The organism is Calothrix sp. CBUCES-K 9914 (genome assembly GCF_059640475.1).
On the sequence record NZ_JBXXZH010000200.1, the window covers coordinates 1 to 17,774 of the forward strand.

Annotated in this window: 20 protein-coding genes and 2 pseudogenes; 10 read left to right on the plus strand and 12 right to left on the minus strand. The window is 39.4% G+C overall.

The genetic code is table 11. The annotated features are described in order from the left end of the window. Nucleotides 1-57: 57 nt before the first annotated feature. The 3 genes and pseudogenes from AC2JBO_RS32425 to AC2JBO_RS32435 all read right to left on the minus strand — a co-directional run. Nucleotides 58-990 (minus strand): annotated as a pseudogene (locus tag AC2JBO_RS32425) (GMC family oxidoreductase); the annotation flags it as partial. 137 nt (nt 991-1,127) lie between these two features. Next, complete coding sequence (locus AC2JBO_RS32430; RefSeq protein WP_496957750.1) at nt 1,128-2,069, minus strand: putative 2-dehydropantoate 2-reductase; 942 nt, start codon at nt 2,067-2,069, stop codon at nt 1,128-1,130. A 92-nt stretch (nt 2,070-2,161) separates the two neighbouring features. Further along, entirely contained in the window at nt 2,162-2,515 is a 354-nt protein-coding gene (locus AC2JBO_RS32435; protein ID WP_496957769.1) for a CbiX/SirB N-terminal domain-containing protein, read from the minus strand. Nucleotides 2,516-2,561: 46 nt separating this feature from the next. Between AC2JBO_RS32435 and AC2JBO_RS32440 the strand changes: the two genes are divergently transcribed. Continuing rightward, complete coding sequence (locus AC2JBO_RS32440; RefSeq protein ID WP_496957751.1) at nt 2,562-3,842, plus strand: hypothetical protein; 1,281 nt, start codon at nt 2,562-2,564, stop codon at nt 3,840-3,842. Nucleotides 3,843-3,893: 51 nt separating this feature from the next. Here the strand turns inward: AC2JBO_RS32440 and AC2JBO_RS32445 are convergent, their stop codons facing one another. Both AC2JBO_RS32445 and AC2JBO_RS32450 read right to left on the minus strand, forming a co-directional pair. Continuing rightward, a complete protein-coding gene (locus AC2JBO_RS32445; protein WP_496957752.1) occupies nt 3,894-4,700 on the minus strand; it encodes an Rpn family recombination-promoting nuclease/putative transposase in 807 nt (268 codons plus the stop codon). Between the two features lie 364 nt (nt 4,701-5,064). Then, nucleotides 5,065-5,164: pseudogene (locus AC2JBO_RS32450) on the minus strand (transposase); the annotation flags it as partial. An 81-nt stretch (nt 5,165-5,245) separates the two neighbouring features. Between AC2JBO_RS32450 and AC2JBO_RS32455 the strand changes: the two are divergent. From AC2JBO_RS32455 to AC2JBO_RS32465, 3 genes are all read left to right on the plus strand, one after another. Further along, nucleotides 5,246-5,566 carry a hypothetical protein gene (locus AC2JBO_RS32455; protein WP_496957753.1) on the plus strand — a complete coding sequence of 107 codons (321 nt, stop codon included), beginning with the start codon at nt 5,246-5,248 and terminating at the stop codon, nt 5,564-5,566. Nucleotides 5,567-5,606: 40 nt separating this feature from the next. Next, nucleotides 5,607-6,377, plus strand: coding sequence for an HpcH/HpaI aldolase family protein (locus AC2JBO_RS32460; RefSeq protein WP_496957754.1), 771 nt, complete (start codon nt 5,607-5,609; stop codon nt 6,375-6,377). 415 nt (nt 6,378-6,792) lie between these two features. After that, nucleotides 6,793-7,461, plus strand: a complete 669-nt coding sequence (locus tag AC2JBO_RS32465; RefSeq protein WP_496957755.1) for a 2OG-Fe dioxygenase family protein — start codon at nt 6,793-6,795, stop codon at nt 7,459-7,461. 34 nt (nt 7,462-7,495) lie between these two features. On the opposite strand, the gene AC2JBO_RS32470 is transcribed toward AC2JBO_RS32465, so the two are convergent. Further along, nucleotides 7,496-7,741 (minus strand): hypothetical protein, encoded by a 246-nt coding sequence (locus AC2JBO_RS32470; protein ID WP_496957756.1) that lies wholly within the window; start codon nt 7,739-7,741, stop codon nt 7,496-7,498. A gap of 160 nt (nt 7,742-7,901) precedes the next feature. Between AC2JBO_RS32470 and AC2JBO_RS32475 the strand changes: the two genes are divergently transcribed. From AC2JBO_RS32475 to AC2JBO_RS32495, 5 genes are all read left to right on the plus strand, one after another. Beyond that, nucleotides 7,902-9,005, plus strand: a complete 1,104-nt coding sequence (locus tag AC2JBO_RS32475) for a BtaA family protein (RefSeq protein ID WP_496957757.1) — start codon at nt 7,902-7,904, stop codon at nt 9,003-9,005. A gap of 1 nt (nt 9,006) precedes the next feature. After that, on the plus strand, nt 9,007-9,948 hold the full coding sequence (locus tag AC2JBO_RS32480) for a GNAT family N-acetyltransferase (RefSeq protein ID WP_496957758.1): 942 nt from the start codon (nt 9,007-9,009) through the stop codon (nt 9,946-9,948). Between the two features lie 434 nt (nt 9,949-10,382). After that, nucleotides 10,383-12,008 carry an AMP-binding protein gene (locus AC2JBO_RS32485; protein WP_496957759.1) on the plus strand — a complete coding sequence of 542 codons (1,626 nt, stop codon included), beginning with the start codon at nt 10,383-10,385 and terminating at the stop codon, nt 12,006-12,008. A gap of 178 nt (nt 12,009-12,186) precedes the next feature. Continuing rightward, a complete protein-coding gene (locus tag AC2JBO_RS32490) occupies nt 12,187-12,792 on the plus strand; it encodes a Uma2 family endonuclease (protein ID WP_496957760.1) in 606 nt (201 codons plus the stop codon). Between the two features lie 29 nt (nt 12,793-12,821). Next, entirely contained in the window at nt 12,822-12,980 is a 159-nt protein-coding gene (locus AC2JBO_RS32495; protein WP_496957761.1) for a hypothetical protein, read from the plus strand. Between the two features lie 203 nt (nt 12,981-13,183). On the opposite strand, the gene AC2JBO_RS32500 is transcribed toward AC2JBO_RS32495, so the two are convergent. The 6 genes from AC2JBO_RS32500 to AC2JBO_RS32525 all read right to left on the minus strand — a co-directional run bounded on the left by AC2JBO_RS32500 (nt 13,184) and on the right by AC2JBO_RS32525 (nt 16,853). Further along, entirely contained in the window at nt 13,184-13,432 is a 249-nt protein-coding gene (locus AC2JBO_RS32500) for a DUF4926 domain-containing protein (protein WP_496957762.1), read from the minus strand. Nucleotides 13,433-13,453: 21 nt separating this feature from the next. Beyond that, nucleotides 13,454-13,786, minus strand: a complete 333-nt coding sequence (locus AC2JBO_RS32505) for a DUF6883 domain-containing protein (protein WP_496957763.1) — start codon at nt 13,784-13,786, stop codon at nt 13,454-13,456. A gap of 356 nt (nt 13,787-14,142) precedes the next feature. Continuing rightward, nucleotides 14,143-14,640 (minus strand): 3'-5' exonuclease, encoded by a 498-nt coding sequence (locus tag AC2JBO_RS32510; protein ID WP_496957764.1) that lies wholly within the window; start codon nt 14,638-14,640, stop codon nt 14,143-14,145. Between the two features lie 135 nt (nt 14,641-14,775). Then, nucleotides 14,776-15,330 carry a 1,2-dihydroxy-3-keto-5-methylthiopentene dioxygenase gene (locus tag AC2JBO_RS32515; RefSeq protein WP_496957765.1) on the minus strand — a complete coding sequence of 185 codons (555 nt, stop codon included), beginning with the start codon at nt 15,328-15,330 and terminating at the stop codon, nt 14,776-14,778. A gap of 76 nt (nt 15,331-15,406) precedes the next feature. After that, nucleotides 15,407-16,639: an RNA-guided endonuclease InsQ/TnpB family protein gene (locus AC2JBO_RS32520; protein WP_496957766.1), complete on the minus strand. Its 1,233-nt coding sequence runs from the start codon at nt 16,637-16,639 to the stop codon at nt 15,407-15,409. 34 nt (nt 16,640-16,673) lie between these two features. Next, nucleotides 16,674-16,853 carry a hypothetical protein gene (locus tag AC2JBO_RS32525; protein WP_496957767.1) on the minus strand — a complete coding sequence of 60 codons (180 nt, stop codon included), beginning with the start codon at nt 16,851-16,853 and terminating at the stop codon, nt 16,674-16,676. Nucleotides 16,854-16,955: 102 nt separating this feature from the next. Between AC2JBO_RS32525 and AC2JBO_RS32530 the strand changes: the two genes are divergently transcribed. Continuing rightward, on the plus strand, nt 16,956-17,279 hold the full coding sequence (locus tag AC2JBO_RS32530) for an RNA recognition motif domain-containing protein (protein WP_496957768.1): 324 nt from the start codon (nt 16,956-16,958) through the stop codon (nt 17,277-17,279). Nucleotides 17,280-17,774: the final 495 nt, after the last annotated feature.

Below are 17,774 nucleotides of genomic sequence, written 5' to 3' on the forward strand. Positions count from 1 at the left end.
TATTTACCACGGTATTATTTTAATGTGGAAGCTGGTAAGTTATTTTTGCCAGCCTGCACTAGTCGAAGCAAGTTTAAATTGTTGAATCGACTCGTATGCAACTGGAACCATTACGTGGTCTTGAAGGTTTTGACCAACACCAGGCAAATTAGCGACAATTGGAATATCTAATGACTGCAAGTATTCGGCGTCGCCAATCCCAGAGAGCATCAGTAATTTAGGCGAATCGAAGGCGCCTGCACTTAAAATTACTTCAGCATTAACCTTAACCTGATGTAGTATCCCTGAGTGCAAATACTCTACTCCAACTGCGCGCGTTCCTTCAAACAGTAACCTTGTCACCAACGCTGCTGTTTTAACTGTTAAATTAGGACGATTTAAAATTGGTAGTAAGAAAGCTGCTGCTGTACTGTGTCGCTTACCATCCTTAATTGTTAGCTGATACAATCCCGCACCTTCTTGTTGGGCGCCGTTAAAATCAGGATTGCGATTATAGCCTAAGCTAACTGCTGCTTCTATAAACTTTTGTGATATGAAAGAAGGCTCCAATGGCTGAGTTACGCTTAAAAGTCCATCAACTCCGTGGAATTGCGATGCTCCGTGGTACTGGTTTTCTGATTTTTTAAAGTACGGTAACACCTCTTCATAACTCCAGCCAGGATTACCAAGCTTAGACCACTTGTCGTAATCATGACGATTGCCTCGCATATAAATCATCGCATTAATTGAACTAGTACCACCCAAGACTTTACCGCGTGGGTGGTAAACTTTGCGATTATCTAGGTATGGTTCAGGTTCTGTAGAATATGCCCAGTCAACCTCAGTTCCCCATAATTTTGGCCATTCCACAGGAACTTGAATTTCTGGCTTTGTATAGGGACTACCTGCTTCAAGCAATAATACTTTTGTTTTACTGTCTTCGGTTAGACGATTGGTAACAACACAACCTGCCGAACCGGCGCCGATGACAATATAATCGTACTGATTCATAGAACTTCACTTTGAAATCTAAATTTTTGCAAAACGTTTGACTAAATACTTGATTTCAGGAAAGGTTGACACTCCTATAACTTATGGGAAGAGACATAATGAGTTTATGCAGTGATAAGATGCTTCAAAAGTTAGATTTAATGCAGGCTTAATGTCTTGTCTAAAAACTTTAGCTGCTGATATATACAGTTAATCTGTGGTAAATCTACACCTGCTGCTTCTGCTTTCCGTAAAGGATTACCAAAAATAGCTTCTACTTCTAAAGGGCGCCTAGAGTCATAGTCAATTTTCATACTAGTACGGTAAGGCTTCATTTTCACGGTATAATCAAGCATTATTTGAATAAAGCTATCAGGAATGATGCGTCCATAACTATACGCTCCCGCTACCACTTCGTACATCAATTGTTCAACCAATTTGCGAGTGTGGATATATGCCATTAATTCATCAGTTCTAGCGTTGAGAATTACAGACAGACCATTGTAGGGGATATTCCATACTAGTTTTTTCCACCGCGCGAGTAATAAGTCTTCAGTTAATTCCATTGAGATACCAGCACTAGTAAATTCAGAGGCAATTTGCTGCATCTTATCTGTAATCCCACAAGAATTATAACCAGAACTATATTCACCTAAAGTAATTTGTCCATAGTCCAAGTGGCGGATATGTCCTGCTCCCACTTTATTAGAACAGAGAAAACATAACCCACCAATAATACTGACATTACTAACTATTTCTGCAACTTCTTCTTCCACCGCAAGTCCATTTTGTAGTACTAATACTACGCCATTATCCTTGACTACAGGCGGTAACATCTGCGGCAATAAATGGTTCTGTGTGGTTTTCAATGCTACCACTACTACGTCACATCGTGGCATTTTTTCTACATCATGGTAGGCTTTGACTTGAGGAAGGATGAAATCACCATCTTTTGACTCAATAACCAAACCATGTTGACTCACATATTCATAGTCACTCTTAAGCAAAAAGTGAACATCTTTACCAGCTTTTTGCAGCTTGGCGCCGTAAAACCCACCTAATGCACCTGTACCTAAAATGGCATAACTACGCTCAGACATTTTGCTAACAAAGAGACTTTCTATGAACAATTTTAAATTGTAACCGTTCGCCTCACGCTAATTTCAACTCTGTTAGCCGGAATTGATACATTTCACAATTTATCTGCACAAGTAAGTTCTTGCTGAGTTTCAATTTCTCGCTCACGTAGTACCGAGAATAGTTGAGGATGCAGACCCATTTCGGGTAGACAAATTATAGAAATATCTGGGTATTGCTCCTGCTGTTGTGTAGCACTCTTAATAATTTTTTTCATTAAAGCACCAGTAAACAGTAAGTATGGCAGGACAATGATGCGTTTCGGCTGGTAAAAGTGGGCGCGATCAAAGGCTTCTTCTAACCAAGAAGGGGTAATGCCGATGAAGCAGGTTTCAACTGTGGAGTAGCCGCTTTCTTTCTGGAGGATATGAGCTATTTTGTAAATATCCCCCTTGGCATCAGGTACAATTTATATTATAGCCCATGATCTAATATCCTTAGATACAGGATACATTGTGAGCAATGTTCAATCTCGTGATGCTGTAGGTAAAGCTGGAAATATAGACATTACAACTGGTTCGCTTTCGTTAACCAACGGCGCCCAAATTAATTCGTTTACAAGCGGACAAGGGAATGCTGGGAATATAACGATTCAAGCTGTTGATGCAGTTAGTTTTGATGGGATAACAAGCAATAGAACTCCAAGCGCTTCTTTCAGCAGTGTGCGACCTGGTGCTGTAGGCAATGGTGGCAGTATAAATATTACAGCTAGCAACTTGTTTCTAACGAACGGTGGAAACTTAGGAGTTGGTGTAGAAGGAACCTCTGACAAGCTTCCTGCTGGACAAGGTGATGGTGGAATTATAAATATAAACTTACGCGATAAACTTATCGTTTCAGGAGCAGACAGTGGTATAGCATCTGGTTTAGGTAGTGAAACTCTAGGTCGTAGTGGCAATATAAAAATTGAAAGCGAGAAAGTGGAAGTTATAGATGGTGGAAGCATCACTAGTAGTAGTAGAGGAAAAGGTACAGCAGGCAACATCGATATTAGAGCTAACTCTGTCCGCCTCAATAAAGGTCAAATCACAGCCCAAACATCCTCTAGCGACGGTGGTAATATTAATTTAAACCTTTCTGAATACTTACTTCTACGCAACAATAGCCAAATTTCGACCAACGCAGGAACTGAACAACAAGGTGGTGATGGAGGTAATATTGATATTGATTCTGGTTTTATTGTCGCTGTCCTTACAGAAAACAGCGATATCACAGCTAATGCTTTTAGTGGTAAAGGTGGTAACGTAAATATCCGCGCGCAAGGTATTTTTGGTATAGAACCGCGCGTTACTGAATCTCCAGAAACTAGCGATATTACTGCAAGCTCTCAAAGTGGTGTTCAAGGTCAAGTATCTATTAGTGACCCTGATGTTAAACCAGAGCAAGGACTAATAGAATTACCTGAAGAAGTAGTTGATGCTACTCGTCGAGTCGCTCAAATTTGTCCAAGAGAACCCGGTGCCAAACCGTTAGGAGAATTTACAATCACAGGACGTGGTAGTTTGCCTCCCAGCCCTCTCGAAGCTTTACCTGGTACAAATAATACTACCAAGCTGGCAACTTTAGAAGGTGATAGTAATAGAAATATATCAAATGTAGTTCCTAACAAAGCGCAAAATACAATTATCGAGGCGCAAGGTTGGGTTAAGAATAGTGATGGAAGTACAGAGCTTGTAGCAATGGCGCCACAAACTACACCTTCCGCGCGTGCTACTGTACCTACATGTCCACAATAATAAAAGCGGCACCTTAGGAGTACGTACCAAAATTTCTGGTACTGCGTTTTCCTACTTTTTAAGATTTTTTTGAACAGTGTCTACATCCAGCTCTAAACGTTCTGCTATCTGCTCAGTATTTAACCCTAACTCTTGTAAGATAGGAATCATCTTTAGTTGATGTTTGCGTATACCTTTTTGTTCTCCCTGTTGTTCTCCCTCTTGTTTACCTTGTAAAAACACCTTACTGTTTCTTAGCGATTCTAAATCAAGCATGACTTCTAGTTCCTCCACTGTTAAGCTTGGAAATTTATCAATCACTACCGTTTGAATAAATTGTAATACTTTTTCTTGTAAAGCGGCACTGGTAATTTCCGAAGTTGCTTTACTCATTAACTGTCGAGCAAATTCGCCAGTTTTCTTTTTTGCTCTCCTCTCGATGACCAAACGCATTATTCCCACACTCAAAGATTGGTTGGGTTGTTTTCCAAGTTCGTCTAGATAAAAGCAACGTAAAACTGGTTTAAATATATTCAAATATGGCGGAAAACTCCTTTCGGTACTGCGCTTGTCGTAGATAACAATAGCGTACCATTTCTCGTTGGTCGGTTTGTATTGAGTCAAATACATTATTATTTTTCCAAAAAATGTGTCGTAAAAGTTCGTGTCTTTATAACCTTGTGCCTCAATGAAGTAAATTGGTGCAAAGCTATATCCAGAAAGAGTTATAAGTAACCCATCTAGACGATAGCCTTGTTGCTTTATTTCTGGCGCACTGTATTCGTATATACTTTGACTACGCGGTGATTCACCTATCAATTCAAAGAACAATTCCGGTAATTCTTTGAAGATTTTATAAAAGAGTGGGTCGGCTGTCATTCACTTTTTCTCACAAAGAATAAAGATGCAATTTATATTAGTATTATATCAGACATTACTTATTTTTGTTAGCTAGAGTAAATGTTTATAATAATATTTTTATTCTCTTTTTTAGAATAAAATAACATTGATTAAATTTAAATTATAAATATAGATAGTTAAGTTAAAAGGGCACCGATGCTATTATTTGTATGCGCTGTATGCGCTAAAATGCAACAGAATTTACTTTTATATAGCGGTTCCTAGTCTGGTGAGGTACAGTAGCAGCAATGGATAAACCAATTACGAATATCATCTAAAGAGACTTTCTCAAAAGCTGCTTCAGTAGCTTGTTCTAAATCTGGATAATTTCGGGTATCGATAGAACGTAATATACTCTTAATTTTTGACCAGCAGTTTTCAATTGGTAAAAAATCTGGAGAATATGGTGGTAAATAAATTAATTTCGCTCCTGCCGCCTCAATTAAATTTTCAATTTATTTACCTAAATGAATAGAACAAAAAAAGATACATAAGTTCACATCACACTTCCACACATTGGAATTATGAATAATTCGAGCAAAAATACGATTGCCCAATTTCTTGTTCCAAAGTGTCCAAAAAATTGTTCAAGTCACACACACCAAGCGCTCGTGCCACTGTACCTACATGTCCACGATAATAGGAGCGGCGCCTCTATCAATACTGCTCGGTTAAGGATTTTTGTAGGTTGGTGTCGAGGAACGAGACCCAACAAAAAAGCTTACGAACGTAGGGTTTTGCTTCGCATAACTTACGTTAACGTTCCTCAACCCAACCTACGCATTCAAACACTTTTGGGCTTAACCGAGCAGTATTGGCGCCTGTATATTGTAATCATTTGCTAAAATCAATTCCAACTTTGGGCACATTCATATTTATTTGTAAATGATTAATCCGCGTAAGAACCAACTCAAACAAAAACTCCAACGGGGTGAGGTCGTTATCGGCCCGTTTGTCAACTGTGCTGATCCAACATTTATTGAAATCTGTGGATATGCAGGATTTGATTTTGCTGTGATTGATATGGAACATAGTCCTATGCACACTTTAGCTGCGGAAAATCTCTGTCGTGCTGCTGAGTGTGCGGGAATCTCACCAATAGTCCGCGTTCGTAAAAATGATGCTCCGCAAATTCAACGTGCGTTAGATATTGGCAGTGCTGGTGTACAGGTGCCTCAAATTGAAACTCAACAAGATGCAAGTGCTTGTGTCAAAGCAGCTAAGTACAGTCCCCTAGGTATGAGAGGTCTTTCATTTGGCACACGCGCGGGTATGTACACCGCAGCTGGAACCGGAATTACAGACCAACTCAACCAAGAGTCTTTGGTAGTTGTTCACGTTGAAGGTAAACGTGGTGTGGAGAATATTACAGAGATTGTTAGTGTCCCGCACATTGATGTGATTTTTCTTGGTCCCTACGATTTATCCCAATCATTGGGAATTCCTGGTCAGGTGAGGGATCAACGGGTAATTGACCTTATGCAGCAATGTATCACCACTATCCGCAATGCTGGAAAGGTTGTGGGTACTTTTGCCGATAACCCAGAAGTTGCCAAACGTTGGATAGATGCGGGCATTGGGTACATAGGTTTGGGTGTCGATGTTAGTATCTTTTTACGAGCATGTGAAGCCTTGGTAAAAGCAGTTAAGGACTGATGACTTGAGTAAGCTTTGGTAGGAATGAATACAAAAGTATTTCTTGATAATCGTATAAGAATTTAAAATCACAACCCTCCCAATACAACTCGGTTAAGATAAAAATCCCCCCAACCCCCCTTGATAAGCAGGGCTAAAAGCGGCTCAAAGTCCCCCTTATTAAGGGGGATTTAGGGGGATCAATTTCAAGTTAATGTTTTAACCGAGCAGTATTGACAACCCTCCTGTTCTCAAGCACAAACAGCGCTGGCAGCTTGGCGCCTCTGTTAAGAAATGTAAATACTTATATATCATAAAATGGTAATTTATGTAGTGTACTCCACGACTTTTTTATAAAAAATAGCTATAATAAATTTTATAGCCTCCCAAAAAGAAAAATTTTATTGGGAGTTCTGAATATAAAAGGAGATATCCCATGCAAAAAGTAGGGGCATTAACGGAATTGGAATATGCTTTTCTGTTTACCTTAAGAAAAGTAAATTCAATTCAACTAGAGGGATTTAAACCATTTTTTAACGACTTACCTGTAGACCCTTATATTAAAGGTAATTATCGTTTAAGAAGGTTATCGCGATTTATAGCTTCTAAAGATAGTATTATTAAGTTGCCTCATGGCTTTTTCTTTCAAGCAGCAAAATACAATCCATTGGTAGGTAATATTAAAAGAGAGTATGCCGAATTAGATGATGCACTTATAGAACTAGATATCTTTAAAAATTTAGTTTTAGCGTTTAGTGATTCTTGTAAACTTCATCCTGAAGCAGAAATAGGAGTGCATCAGATTAGAATTACCTGTTCACAGGATAATTCGGGTAATCCGGCGCCAGAAGGTATTCATAGAGATGGAACTAATTTTATTGGTATCTTCTCTGTTGACCGAGAAAATGTCCAAGGTGGAGAAACTCATCTATATGTAAATCAAAAAGAAAATCCTGTTTTTAGTAAAGTTTTGAATCCGGGAGAGCTATTATTGGTTAATGACCATGAATTTTTCCACTTTACAACTCCTATTAAGCCGATAGTCGAAGCCAAAGGAATTAGAGATGTTTTTGTATTGACTTCTCCGAGTTTGCTTTCTGATTGATAGTTAACGGACTCTAAGGATAAGGCACCTATTTTTATGCTTCTGTTCTGCTAAAGATTTGTATATTCCAATTAAAAAATATCATAAATAAATCATGTAGGATAGGCTTATAACGGCGTAATAATTTTCTATATTCAAAGATTAATAAACCCAAATTTACAATACCTAGCGTAAAAGCTATTGTTCCTATTACCCCATGTAATTCTGGGGTTTTTCTCATTTGCTCGTCCCAAGCTAGCCAAAGAAAAGGAAACGTATGTATTGCTCCTGCTGCTATCAAGGCGATTGCAGCTAGTAATTTAACATAATGTATAATAAATAACTTTGTGTTACGCAACAAGTTTACACTATAGATGTATTAAATTAAATCATACTTACAGGGAGGGATGACACAAATCCGATTAATTCACTTTATAAACATAAATTTTTAAATAAATTAAATGCCAAGTGAGATTAGTTACAAAGCAGATTTTTCTCAAATTCGCTACGCCCAGTGTTGGGAAGATGCGGATATACTGTTGAATGCACTTGACATTCAGCCTGGTGACGTTTGCTTATCTATTGCTTCTGCTGGTGATAATACCCTAGCGATGTTAAGTAAAAGTCCAGCGAGAGTTATTGCTGTAGACATTAATCCTGCACAAATTGCCTGTTTAGAGTTACGAGTTGCAGCTTACCGAGAACTTAGTCATCCTGAATTACTGGTGCTAATTGGCTCAGTGCCTGGAGACGGCGCCTATAGAAGTAGTTTATATCATCGATGTCGTTCTCAGCTATCCACAGCAACCCGTGAATTTTGGGATAATCGTAGCACGGCAATTACACAAGGTATTGGGACAGCAGGCAAATTCGAGCGATATTTAAGTTTATTTCGCAATTCAATATTACCTCTAATTCATAATCAGGACATTATTAGCGAAACTATTAAAGATAAAACAGAAGCAGAGCGTAATATATTTTACCAGCAGCACTGGAATAATCGCCGTTGGCAGCTATGCTTTAGAATCTTCTTTTCTGAGTTGATACTAGGTCGTTTAGGGCGCCACCCAAGTTTTTTTGAATACGCCCAAAAGAATGTAGCAGAGCATTTATTACAGCGTACTGCTTATGCAATGACAACAATAAATCCCTATGATAATCCTTACCTACAATGGATTGCTACAGGACAACACTTAACAGCATTACCCTACGCTTTACGTCCTGAAAACTTTGAGATAATTCGTGCAAACCTTGACCGTTTAGAATGGCACTGCACTGCAATTGAAGATTTATTAAGCAATCTAGATTATGACTTTATTAATAAATATAACTTGAGTAATATTTTTGAATACATGTCTAATCATAATTATGAAAATTTACTTAGAAAACTTGTACGTGTAGGTAAAAGTAGCGCGCGGTTAGCTTACTGGAATTTACTTGTAAAACGTTCTCGTCCAGAAGATATGAAGAATTTATTATATTCTCTTACTTCGGAGGCGACGAGGTTGTATCAACAAGATAAGGCTTTTTTTTACAGTTCCTTCATTTTGCAAGAAATTATTTGAAATGCAAAAACTAATTCCCCATAATTACAACTTTGTGCAAACAAAAGATGTTACGGACGCTGATGCTCACTGGCAACTTATGAGCGACCAAAATGTAGTAGGGCAATACTCTCTGTGGTGGAAAAAAACACCATCACTCAATGGATGTAAGCTTGGTTACATAGGACACTATGAGGTGTTGGATGAAACTGCCACTATGGTCTTAGCACATGCAGTATCGCAACTTACTTCCCTTAGTTGTAATTTAGCGGTTGCACCAATTGACGGCAATACATGGCAGCGTTATAGATTATTAACAGAACGAGCTTTACACCCTGTTTTTTTCTTAGAACCCGATAACCCGGATAATTGGCGCCAACACTTCATCGAGCAAGGTTTTACACCACTAGCTAACTATAGTTCCAGTTTAAATACTGATTTAACACAAATAGACCCACGCTTACAACTTGTCAAGCAACGATGCGAACAGGCAAACATTCATATCCGCGCGTTAGATTTACAAAACCAAGAGCAGGAACTACATCGTATCTATACCGTAGCAATTCAAAGCTTTAAAAATAATTTTTTGTTTACACCAATTGAAGAAGCTCAATTTATCGCCCAAAATAAATTATTATTACCCTATGTACAATCAGAATTAGTATTAATCGCAGAACATGAACAAAATCCAGTCGGGTTTTTATTTGCCATACCAGATTGGCTACAAAAACAACGAGGAGAACCTATTAATACTATTATTATTAAAACCGTCGCTATCTTACCAAAACGTATATACGCTGGATTAGGCAATTTACTCGTAGCTCAATGTCAACAAATAGCTCACCAACTTGGATACTCGCAAGCTATCCACGCTTTAATGCATGACGCAAACCCTTCCCGCAATTTAAGCAGTCGCTATGCAATGACAATACGTGGATATACCCTTTTTGCTAAAAAACTTTAAAGAATCTTTTAAATGCCTAATTGTCATTGGTGCAAGAGCAAAGAATCTATAGTGTGGCACTCTCAGAATTATCAGCCCAAAGGAATATATTCAGGTGCAAGACATGAAGGTAATATGTATTAAAATTATTGCATTATCTCAATAGTATAAAAATACTTTAGTATTTATGTAGTGATAACAAGGGCAAACTCCAACCTCAGCAGAAAACTTTGAACTTCGATTCGAGGGAAAGTTATTGGAAGATAATCTTTGAGTAATCATGGCAGAGTTTATACATTGTGATCAGATTCTCCATAACCCTAGACGCTTCAATTAATCTGTAAGCATGGCACCGCTCAAAAATAAAACTTTATATTTTTCTGTGCTTGAATGACTGCTCAACCCTTCTCTTTTTTCAATACTTTTTCAGCAAAATATAATTTTAAAATCAAACAATGAATATTATTACTATTTTACAACAATTTGCTACTACCCGTCCTCAACTACCAGCAATAATAGATACTTATAAAAACCTATCTCGAACAACAACCTTTGCTGAAATAGAAAAAGCATCTGCCATTACAGCAGCTTTATTACAACAAAAAGGTTTACAACCTGGGGATGCAGTACTCGTATTTCATCCAATGTCAGCAGAACTTTATATTATTCTTGCTGCTCTTTTCCGTTTGGGACTAATTGCGATGTTCCTTGACCCTGGCGTAGGTAAAAATCACATAGATAATTGCTGTAAGTTATACCTTCCTACAGCACTGATTGCCAGTTCTAAAGCACACTTGCTACGCTTACAATCACAAGCTTTACAACGTATACCTTTAAAATTTGCGATTGGTTGTCCTATACCAGGCACCATATCATTGAATTATACCCAACAGGCGCCACATAATATTTTCAGTGAGATTTTTGCAGCTACAAAAGATAGCCCAGCCTTGCTAACATTTACCAGTGGGAGTACAGGAAAACCAAAAGCAGCTTTACGTACCCACGGATTTTTACTAGCTCAACACCAAGCTTTAGCTGATACCTTACAACTTCAAGCGCAACAACTAGATTTAGCAACCTTACCGATTTTTGTCCTTGCCAATTTAGCTTCTGGTTTAACTAGCTTAATTCCAAATGCAGATTTGCGAAAACCAGGAGCAATAAATCCCGCTCCAGTAATAGCTCAGATTTTAACTCATCAACCCGCGCGAACAGTGGCATCACCTGGCTTTTTATCAAGGTTAACAGAATATTGCCAACGACACAACTTAACTTTACCCAGCTTAGAGAAAATATTTATTGGTGGGGCGCCAGTAATGCCAAACGTATTGGTAAAATTGCAGCAAATTGCTCCCAATAGTCAAATTACTACAGTATATGGTTCCACAGAAGCAGAACCCATAGCTTACTCCCATTATCAAACCCAAACAGAAGACGTAAAAACCACATTAACAGGAGGAGGGTTGCTAGTGGGAAAACCTGTAGAAAGTATTCAATTAAGAATTTTGCCTCAATGTTGGGGTAAACCTATTAGTCCATACACCCATGCTGAGTTTACTGCTGCTTGCCAACCAACGGGAACCCCTGGAGAAATCGTTGTTAGCGGAAACCACGTTTTATCTAGTTATCTATATGGTCATGGTGATGAGGAAACAAAATTTACAGTTAATGGAACTTCATGGCATCGAACGGGTGATACTGGATATATAGATAATCAAGGTAGCTTATGGTTACTGGGTCGTTGTATAGGTTGTATAGAAGATGTTTATGGCGCCCTTTATCCTTTTACAGTTGAAGGAATTATACAAAATCATCCCGATATACGTTATAGCGCTGTAATTCTCCATCAAGGTCAGCGAACTTTAATAGTAGAGCTAAACAAACCGAAGTCACAAATAGATTGGGTATCTGTGAAAAACTCCTTAGTAAATATGCATATTCAAAAGATTAAGGTGTGTAGAAAATTTCCCTTAGATAAACGACACAATGCTAAAGTTGATTATCCAGCACTGCAAAAACTGGCAACGGATGCAACGGATGTAACGGATGAATTGGTTACAAACGCTCATCTATTTAGTTAATATCAACTATTATTATATCTTTTGCCGCTTTATTTGTAGACACAATTACTCATCCTTGTCTGATAATGGTGCATCCAGTGCTTATTTAACTATAGTCGCATTTGATTGGCTTTGAGCTACAATAAGTTTAATGAATTTATAAAAAATCATAAAGCTAGCTCTAATATAATAGCAATCTATGACTTATACGCCACCTAAACTCTTAACTTTCGAGCAATTTATAACTGAATATGCAGATAACCCCCGGTATGAACTAATTGATGGAGAGCTACGTGACATGGAACCGACAGGTCCTCATGAAGATGTCTCAGGAAATATTGCTGGTAGAGTTTATAGCGAAATTTATCGTTTGAATTTAAACTGGCTAATTCCAAGAACCTGTCTAATTAAACCACCACACGCCGAAGCAACTGCACTACGTCCTGACGTAATTGTTTTAGATAGAGCAAAACTGAGTCAAGAACCCCTGTGGCAGAGAGAACCTATAATTTGTAATGGCGCCACAATTAAATTCGTTGCCGAAGTTGTCAGTACTAATTGGCAAGATGACTACGCTAGAAAAGTAGAAGAATATGCTTTTCTTGACATACCAGAGTATTGGATTGTAGATTTTCGCGGTCTAGGTGGTTTAGAATTCATTGGCAGCCCAAAACAACCTACTTTCACAGTGTGTCAGCTAATTAATGGTAGATACCAGAAGCAACAATATCGCTTGAAAGAGACAATTACCTCTAGCCTTTTTCCAAACTTGCAGCTTAAACTCCAAGAGCTTATGCCACAATAAAAATAGAATCAAAAAAGTTTGAAATAATTATGTCACAAGTATCTCAACGTGTAAGAGGACGCATTCTACCACCATCACCAATTGACCCAGAAATTGTTCAGCGCGAACAGGAGAGACAGCGCGCGCTTGCGTTGCGGTGTCGTCCATTATTTGAGCGTTTACGCCCAAGCTTAATTGAGGCGCACTAAAACTGGTACATTGCTATTGACCCGGAGAGCGAAGACTATCTTCTTGACAAAACTCTTATAGGAATAACGCAACAAATCCAAAATGCTTATAGCGGTGACGAGGTAAAGCTTACAATCTTCCGGCTAAACGATACTGGAACCTGCGGCAGATTATGGGTTTAGGAACGTTCAGTGCCTCGGTCGAGTTGTTCTTTGAAAATACCCTATGCAGTAACCATTTCAGGTTCAGGATCAGACGACGCTGGTTCAAAGCGTAAGACTATAATTTGTTCAAGACGCAAACCAACAGACTCATAAGTACGTCCATCTCGGTCGCTAAACTCCACCTCAAAAGCAGCACCGTCAGCTAGGAATTCAACAACTGTACCGACTTGTCCACGCCACAAATTATATTCTGGCAGGTCAACTGTTAAAGCCACTACATCAAGTAATTTAACTCGATTCGCTGTCATTTGGACACCACCTTCTTTAAACTACAGAGGATAACAGGTCGTTAGTCTTGGAATATCAGAATTATATTCAATAATCCAACCACTGCGAATAGTCGCACTTCTATTTTGCCACTCAAGCGAAAAATCTAAGGTATAGCGCTGTCCAAAGTCGTCACGTCGTCCTAATTTAACTTCGTGCGTTTTAACGATATCAAGAAGAATGGAGCGCAACTCGTCAGCATTGTCAGCAGTCATGCCTAGTATAGATGAAAAAAGCCGAGCTTTGTGTTTTCCTTCATCATGGTTTGGATTTAGACAATAATCACGTAGCTTACGAATATCAACAACTGCATTTTCAGCGTTTGGAATTAGCATTTAGAGTATTCCAATTAAAAAAATAATTCAAAATAAATATTGTAAGATAGCTTTGGAGATTATCCAATATATTAAACAAATTAACTTGATCAGCATACTCCTAAAAATTGTAAAATATAAGTGCAGCCTAATCTATTAATATGCATTCTGATGGAATATATTTAATAAACTGGCTTATAACTTTTGAATATCCTCTAAAGTCCTTTTTAAACCCGGAAATAAATAATTGCTGTTTTGCTATAGTCATTGCTACATAAATAGGACTTACGCAACTGGCACATAAAAATAGTAGGGTGTGTGACGCAACAAAAAAACTTCAACGTAGCTATAAGACCTGTAGCGTCACGCACCGACTCTCAATTGTGACAATATCGTAAGTCCTGATAAAATAAGCGTTTTTCTTCCTCTATATTTTCGTCTCCCAAGCTTAAATAATTAGGAAATTCTCCTTGTACAGCACCACCTATAAAAACTGTGTCAAATTCTAATCCTTTTGATTGGTGAACTGTTACCATTACTACTTGATTATCCTGCTGAGAAACTTGGTCAAGGTTTTTCGCAAAAGCTGTAAATTCAATAATGCTCCTCAGCGCTGTATCTGGATATAGGTTTAAATTATCTCGCTCATGAAATATTTGTACTAGCTTCAAAAGATTCTGTTGTCGCTTCTCATTATTGTTATAATAAGCGTATAGACCAGACTGTTCTAATAAATTTTTTAGCAAATGTGCAGGTCGTAATTTTTGACTGTCGTCTCTCCAAGATTCTAACTCTTGAGACAGTTTTTCAAACGCACAGACCAATAGGTCGTGAAGTCGGGGCAACTGGTTGGTTCCTTTGTGGCGCCGCTCCATACATGGATTTGATACAACTTAAAAGCGAGAGTGACACTATTGTTAACAGCTACCATCGCTTTTGGTCGCTTTTCTTCGGTAGCATGTTAACAATAGGCGGTATTGTTTTTGTTGTTCTAATCAAATAAAGAAGGGTTAAGCAGCAACTGCTTGGCGCCCAACACGAATCTTTATATCTGTATATTCTGGAACCCATCCAGCCGTGCCGCAGAAATAGCGCACGGCTTTAACACGTTTTGCAGGTGTCAAAATAAACCAGTGTTGCGTACCCGCTGGAACGTTAATATATTCTTGCGGTTGCACTGTTAGTTCTACTTGACTACCATCTGGACGGACAAAACCAAAAATTCCTTCTCCCGCGACTATATAACGCACTTCATCATCGGCGTGGGTATGAATCTTATCAAATTTTGATAGCATTGTATCAAGGTTTGGAACTTCTGGATGCAAGACGATTAAATCTCTTGATGTATAACCTGCACTTGAGAGTGAGTCAAAGTAATGGTCTAGATGAGTTAGCACGGTTTCTTTTTGTGCGTCGTCTAGGCTGTCTTGGGATAGTAGTTGCTGTAATTGTAGGTCATCGCCGACTGACCAATGATTAAGGGTTATTCCTAGAGGCGCCAGTTCAGTAATGATAGATTGTAAGTCGGTGAGCTTGCTTCCGTCTTCCATTTGCAAAATAGCCATATAAGCCTCCTTGATGTCACTTTTATTAATTTAGGTGAACTCTCCTACACCAACCGTAAACGGTATGGTATAGGCTTCATACAGTCCTGTTAAGGATATGCAGAATTTCCTTCGTGGTACTTTCTGGCATAGTTCCAGTAATGACGAGCTTCCCACTACGGCGTTTTATTCTGGGGAAAAGTCCCAACCCCAGTCGCTTCAAGTTAATAGAGGCATTAATGTCTCTATCAACTTTCAACATTTCTGTTTCATCCCAATATTCTCGAATATCAGTATCGGTAAAAACTATCTCGTTCCGATAACTGAGAATTTGGGAAGTATATGCAGGATTTTGAGGTATTACAGCGGCTCCAGCTTTTCCGGCTATGTGACCCAATATCTCAAAAAACTGTCCAAAAGCGGCATCCATCCAAGACTTATTCAATCCCGACTTTGCGGATTGACCATTAGGTAAATATTTACCTTCGTCGTCTTGTTTGGGTGCATTTCTTTTGCTCAAACCTTGTAAATTTAACTTTTCTGTCAAGAATACTTTCTTCCCAGTACGCACAAGTTTATGAGCAGTTTTATATTGAAAATCTTTACGACTTCTAGCTATTTTTTGATGCGTAAGTGCTTCTTTTTTAGCTAACTTACGTCGCGACTTACTACCACGTTTACGTTTATTTCTTTTCTTAGAAACCTTGTCTAGCTTGTGTTGATTTTTGCGTAAAGATTTTAGACTTGGTAGTTTAGTTCCTTCAGATGTTGCTAGATAATCATCTTCATGTAAAACAGCATCTAATCCCATTGAATTTTCCCATGTTGGGGTAATTGAGTCAGGATTAAATTCAGGTACAGAAGTGTCCTCTAGGCAGATTTGGATGTACCAACCGTCAGCCTTTTTAGTTACACCAACTTGTTTTAACTTAAAACCATCTGGCAGTGGTCGATGCATTCTAACTTTAACAACACCAAGTTTTGGCAAACGTAAATAAAGCCAATCGTTACGAACTAGCTTTATCCATTCGTCCGAAGCAGACGCAAAATTCATTGTTCGGAAACTTGCTTCTGTTTTGAAGCGGGGTTTTCCTGACCGCTTACCATTACAATCTCCAAGAATATAACGTGCGAAAGCTTCATCAACTCTCTTACAGATATCCTGAAGAATAGTTGAATCAACACGCTTAAAATCAAGCAATTCTCCGCTATGCATTACCCGAACCAAGTCTTGCTTGATAACGGGTAATTGTAATTTTTGACTGTAATAGTTTGGACGATTCCTAAACAGTGCTGGAAATATTTCTTTCCACTGAGGAAATGCCTGCAATTGCAAGTGATTATTCTGCCACCAAGTGAAGCGTTCACGAAGCCGGAGTATGCTGCACACACAGTACACATTGCCTGAGCGTGCAGTCACAACTAGTAAAGTTCCATATTTCTTGTTCGTGCTGTGCTGCTGTCTCTGACAAACCGATGCAGTAGATGCCACCGCCACCGCCGCCACCACCATCAACAGCAGCACTGACCAGGAAGGCGACCATAACAGCAAGCAAGGCCGCAAGCAACAGCAGCAGCGCAGGCCTAGAAATGACAGTGCCAACCGCAACAGCAGCCGCAGCAGCAGTGCCAGCAAGGCCAGCAGGATGCAGGCCAACACGCTGTATGTGCAGAACCTTGCATGGTCAACACTGAGTGAGGACTTGCAGGAAGCCTTCCGCGGCTGTCAGGGGTTTAAAGACGCGTTCATAATGTTTAACAAGGATGACAGGCCGGCTGGGTACGGCTTTGTGCGCTTTGGCAGTGAGGAGGCTGCTGCAGCAGCTGAAGAGGTGAGGGGAGGTGGCAAGCATGTGTGGCGCTGTTTGTGTGTTAGATTTGTAGAGATGTTTGGTGTCTGTTGTAGTGTGCGAGTTCGCACAGTGCAGAGGGCGGTGCAGGTGGGGGCTTGCATGGTCAACTTTGAGTGAGGACTGGCAGGAAGCCTTCCGCATCTGTCAGGGTTTTGACAATATGTTCATCATGTTCAACAAGAAGGAAAGGCCAGCTGGGTAAGAAAAGCAAGCTTTGTGCGATTCAACAAGGGCAGGCTGCCGCAGCAGTTGAAGAGGTGAGCAGTAGCAGCAAACACAGTAGATGTTTTGGGGGCTTTGTTTTGTGCTGTACGTGTGCAGGTTGTGGATTGGCATGCGCCTCTGTTCACACGACACAGACAGCAGGGAGAGAGTCGCTTTGTGCGGTGCAATGGTGTGTGCACTGAGCATGCCCCTGGCTACAGGCCGTGGCCACGGCTGGGATGTTGCCAGCACTGGTGCCGGTGACAAGCATTGTCACATATTCAGCAGTGCATTTTGGGTTTCATTGCCTTTGAAACGTAGACATCTGTCTTCCTGCATTCTGCTGGGAGGCAGCCACCATGTGCGTGACGCCAAGTGGTGTGTGCAGTGTCTGGCTGTGATGTGGTG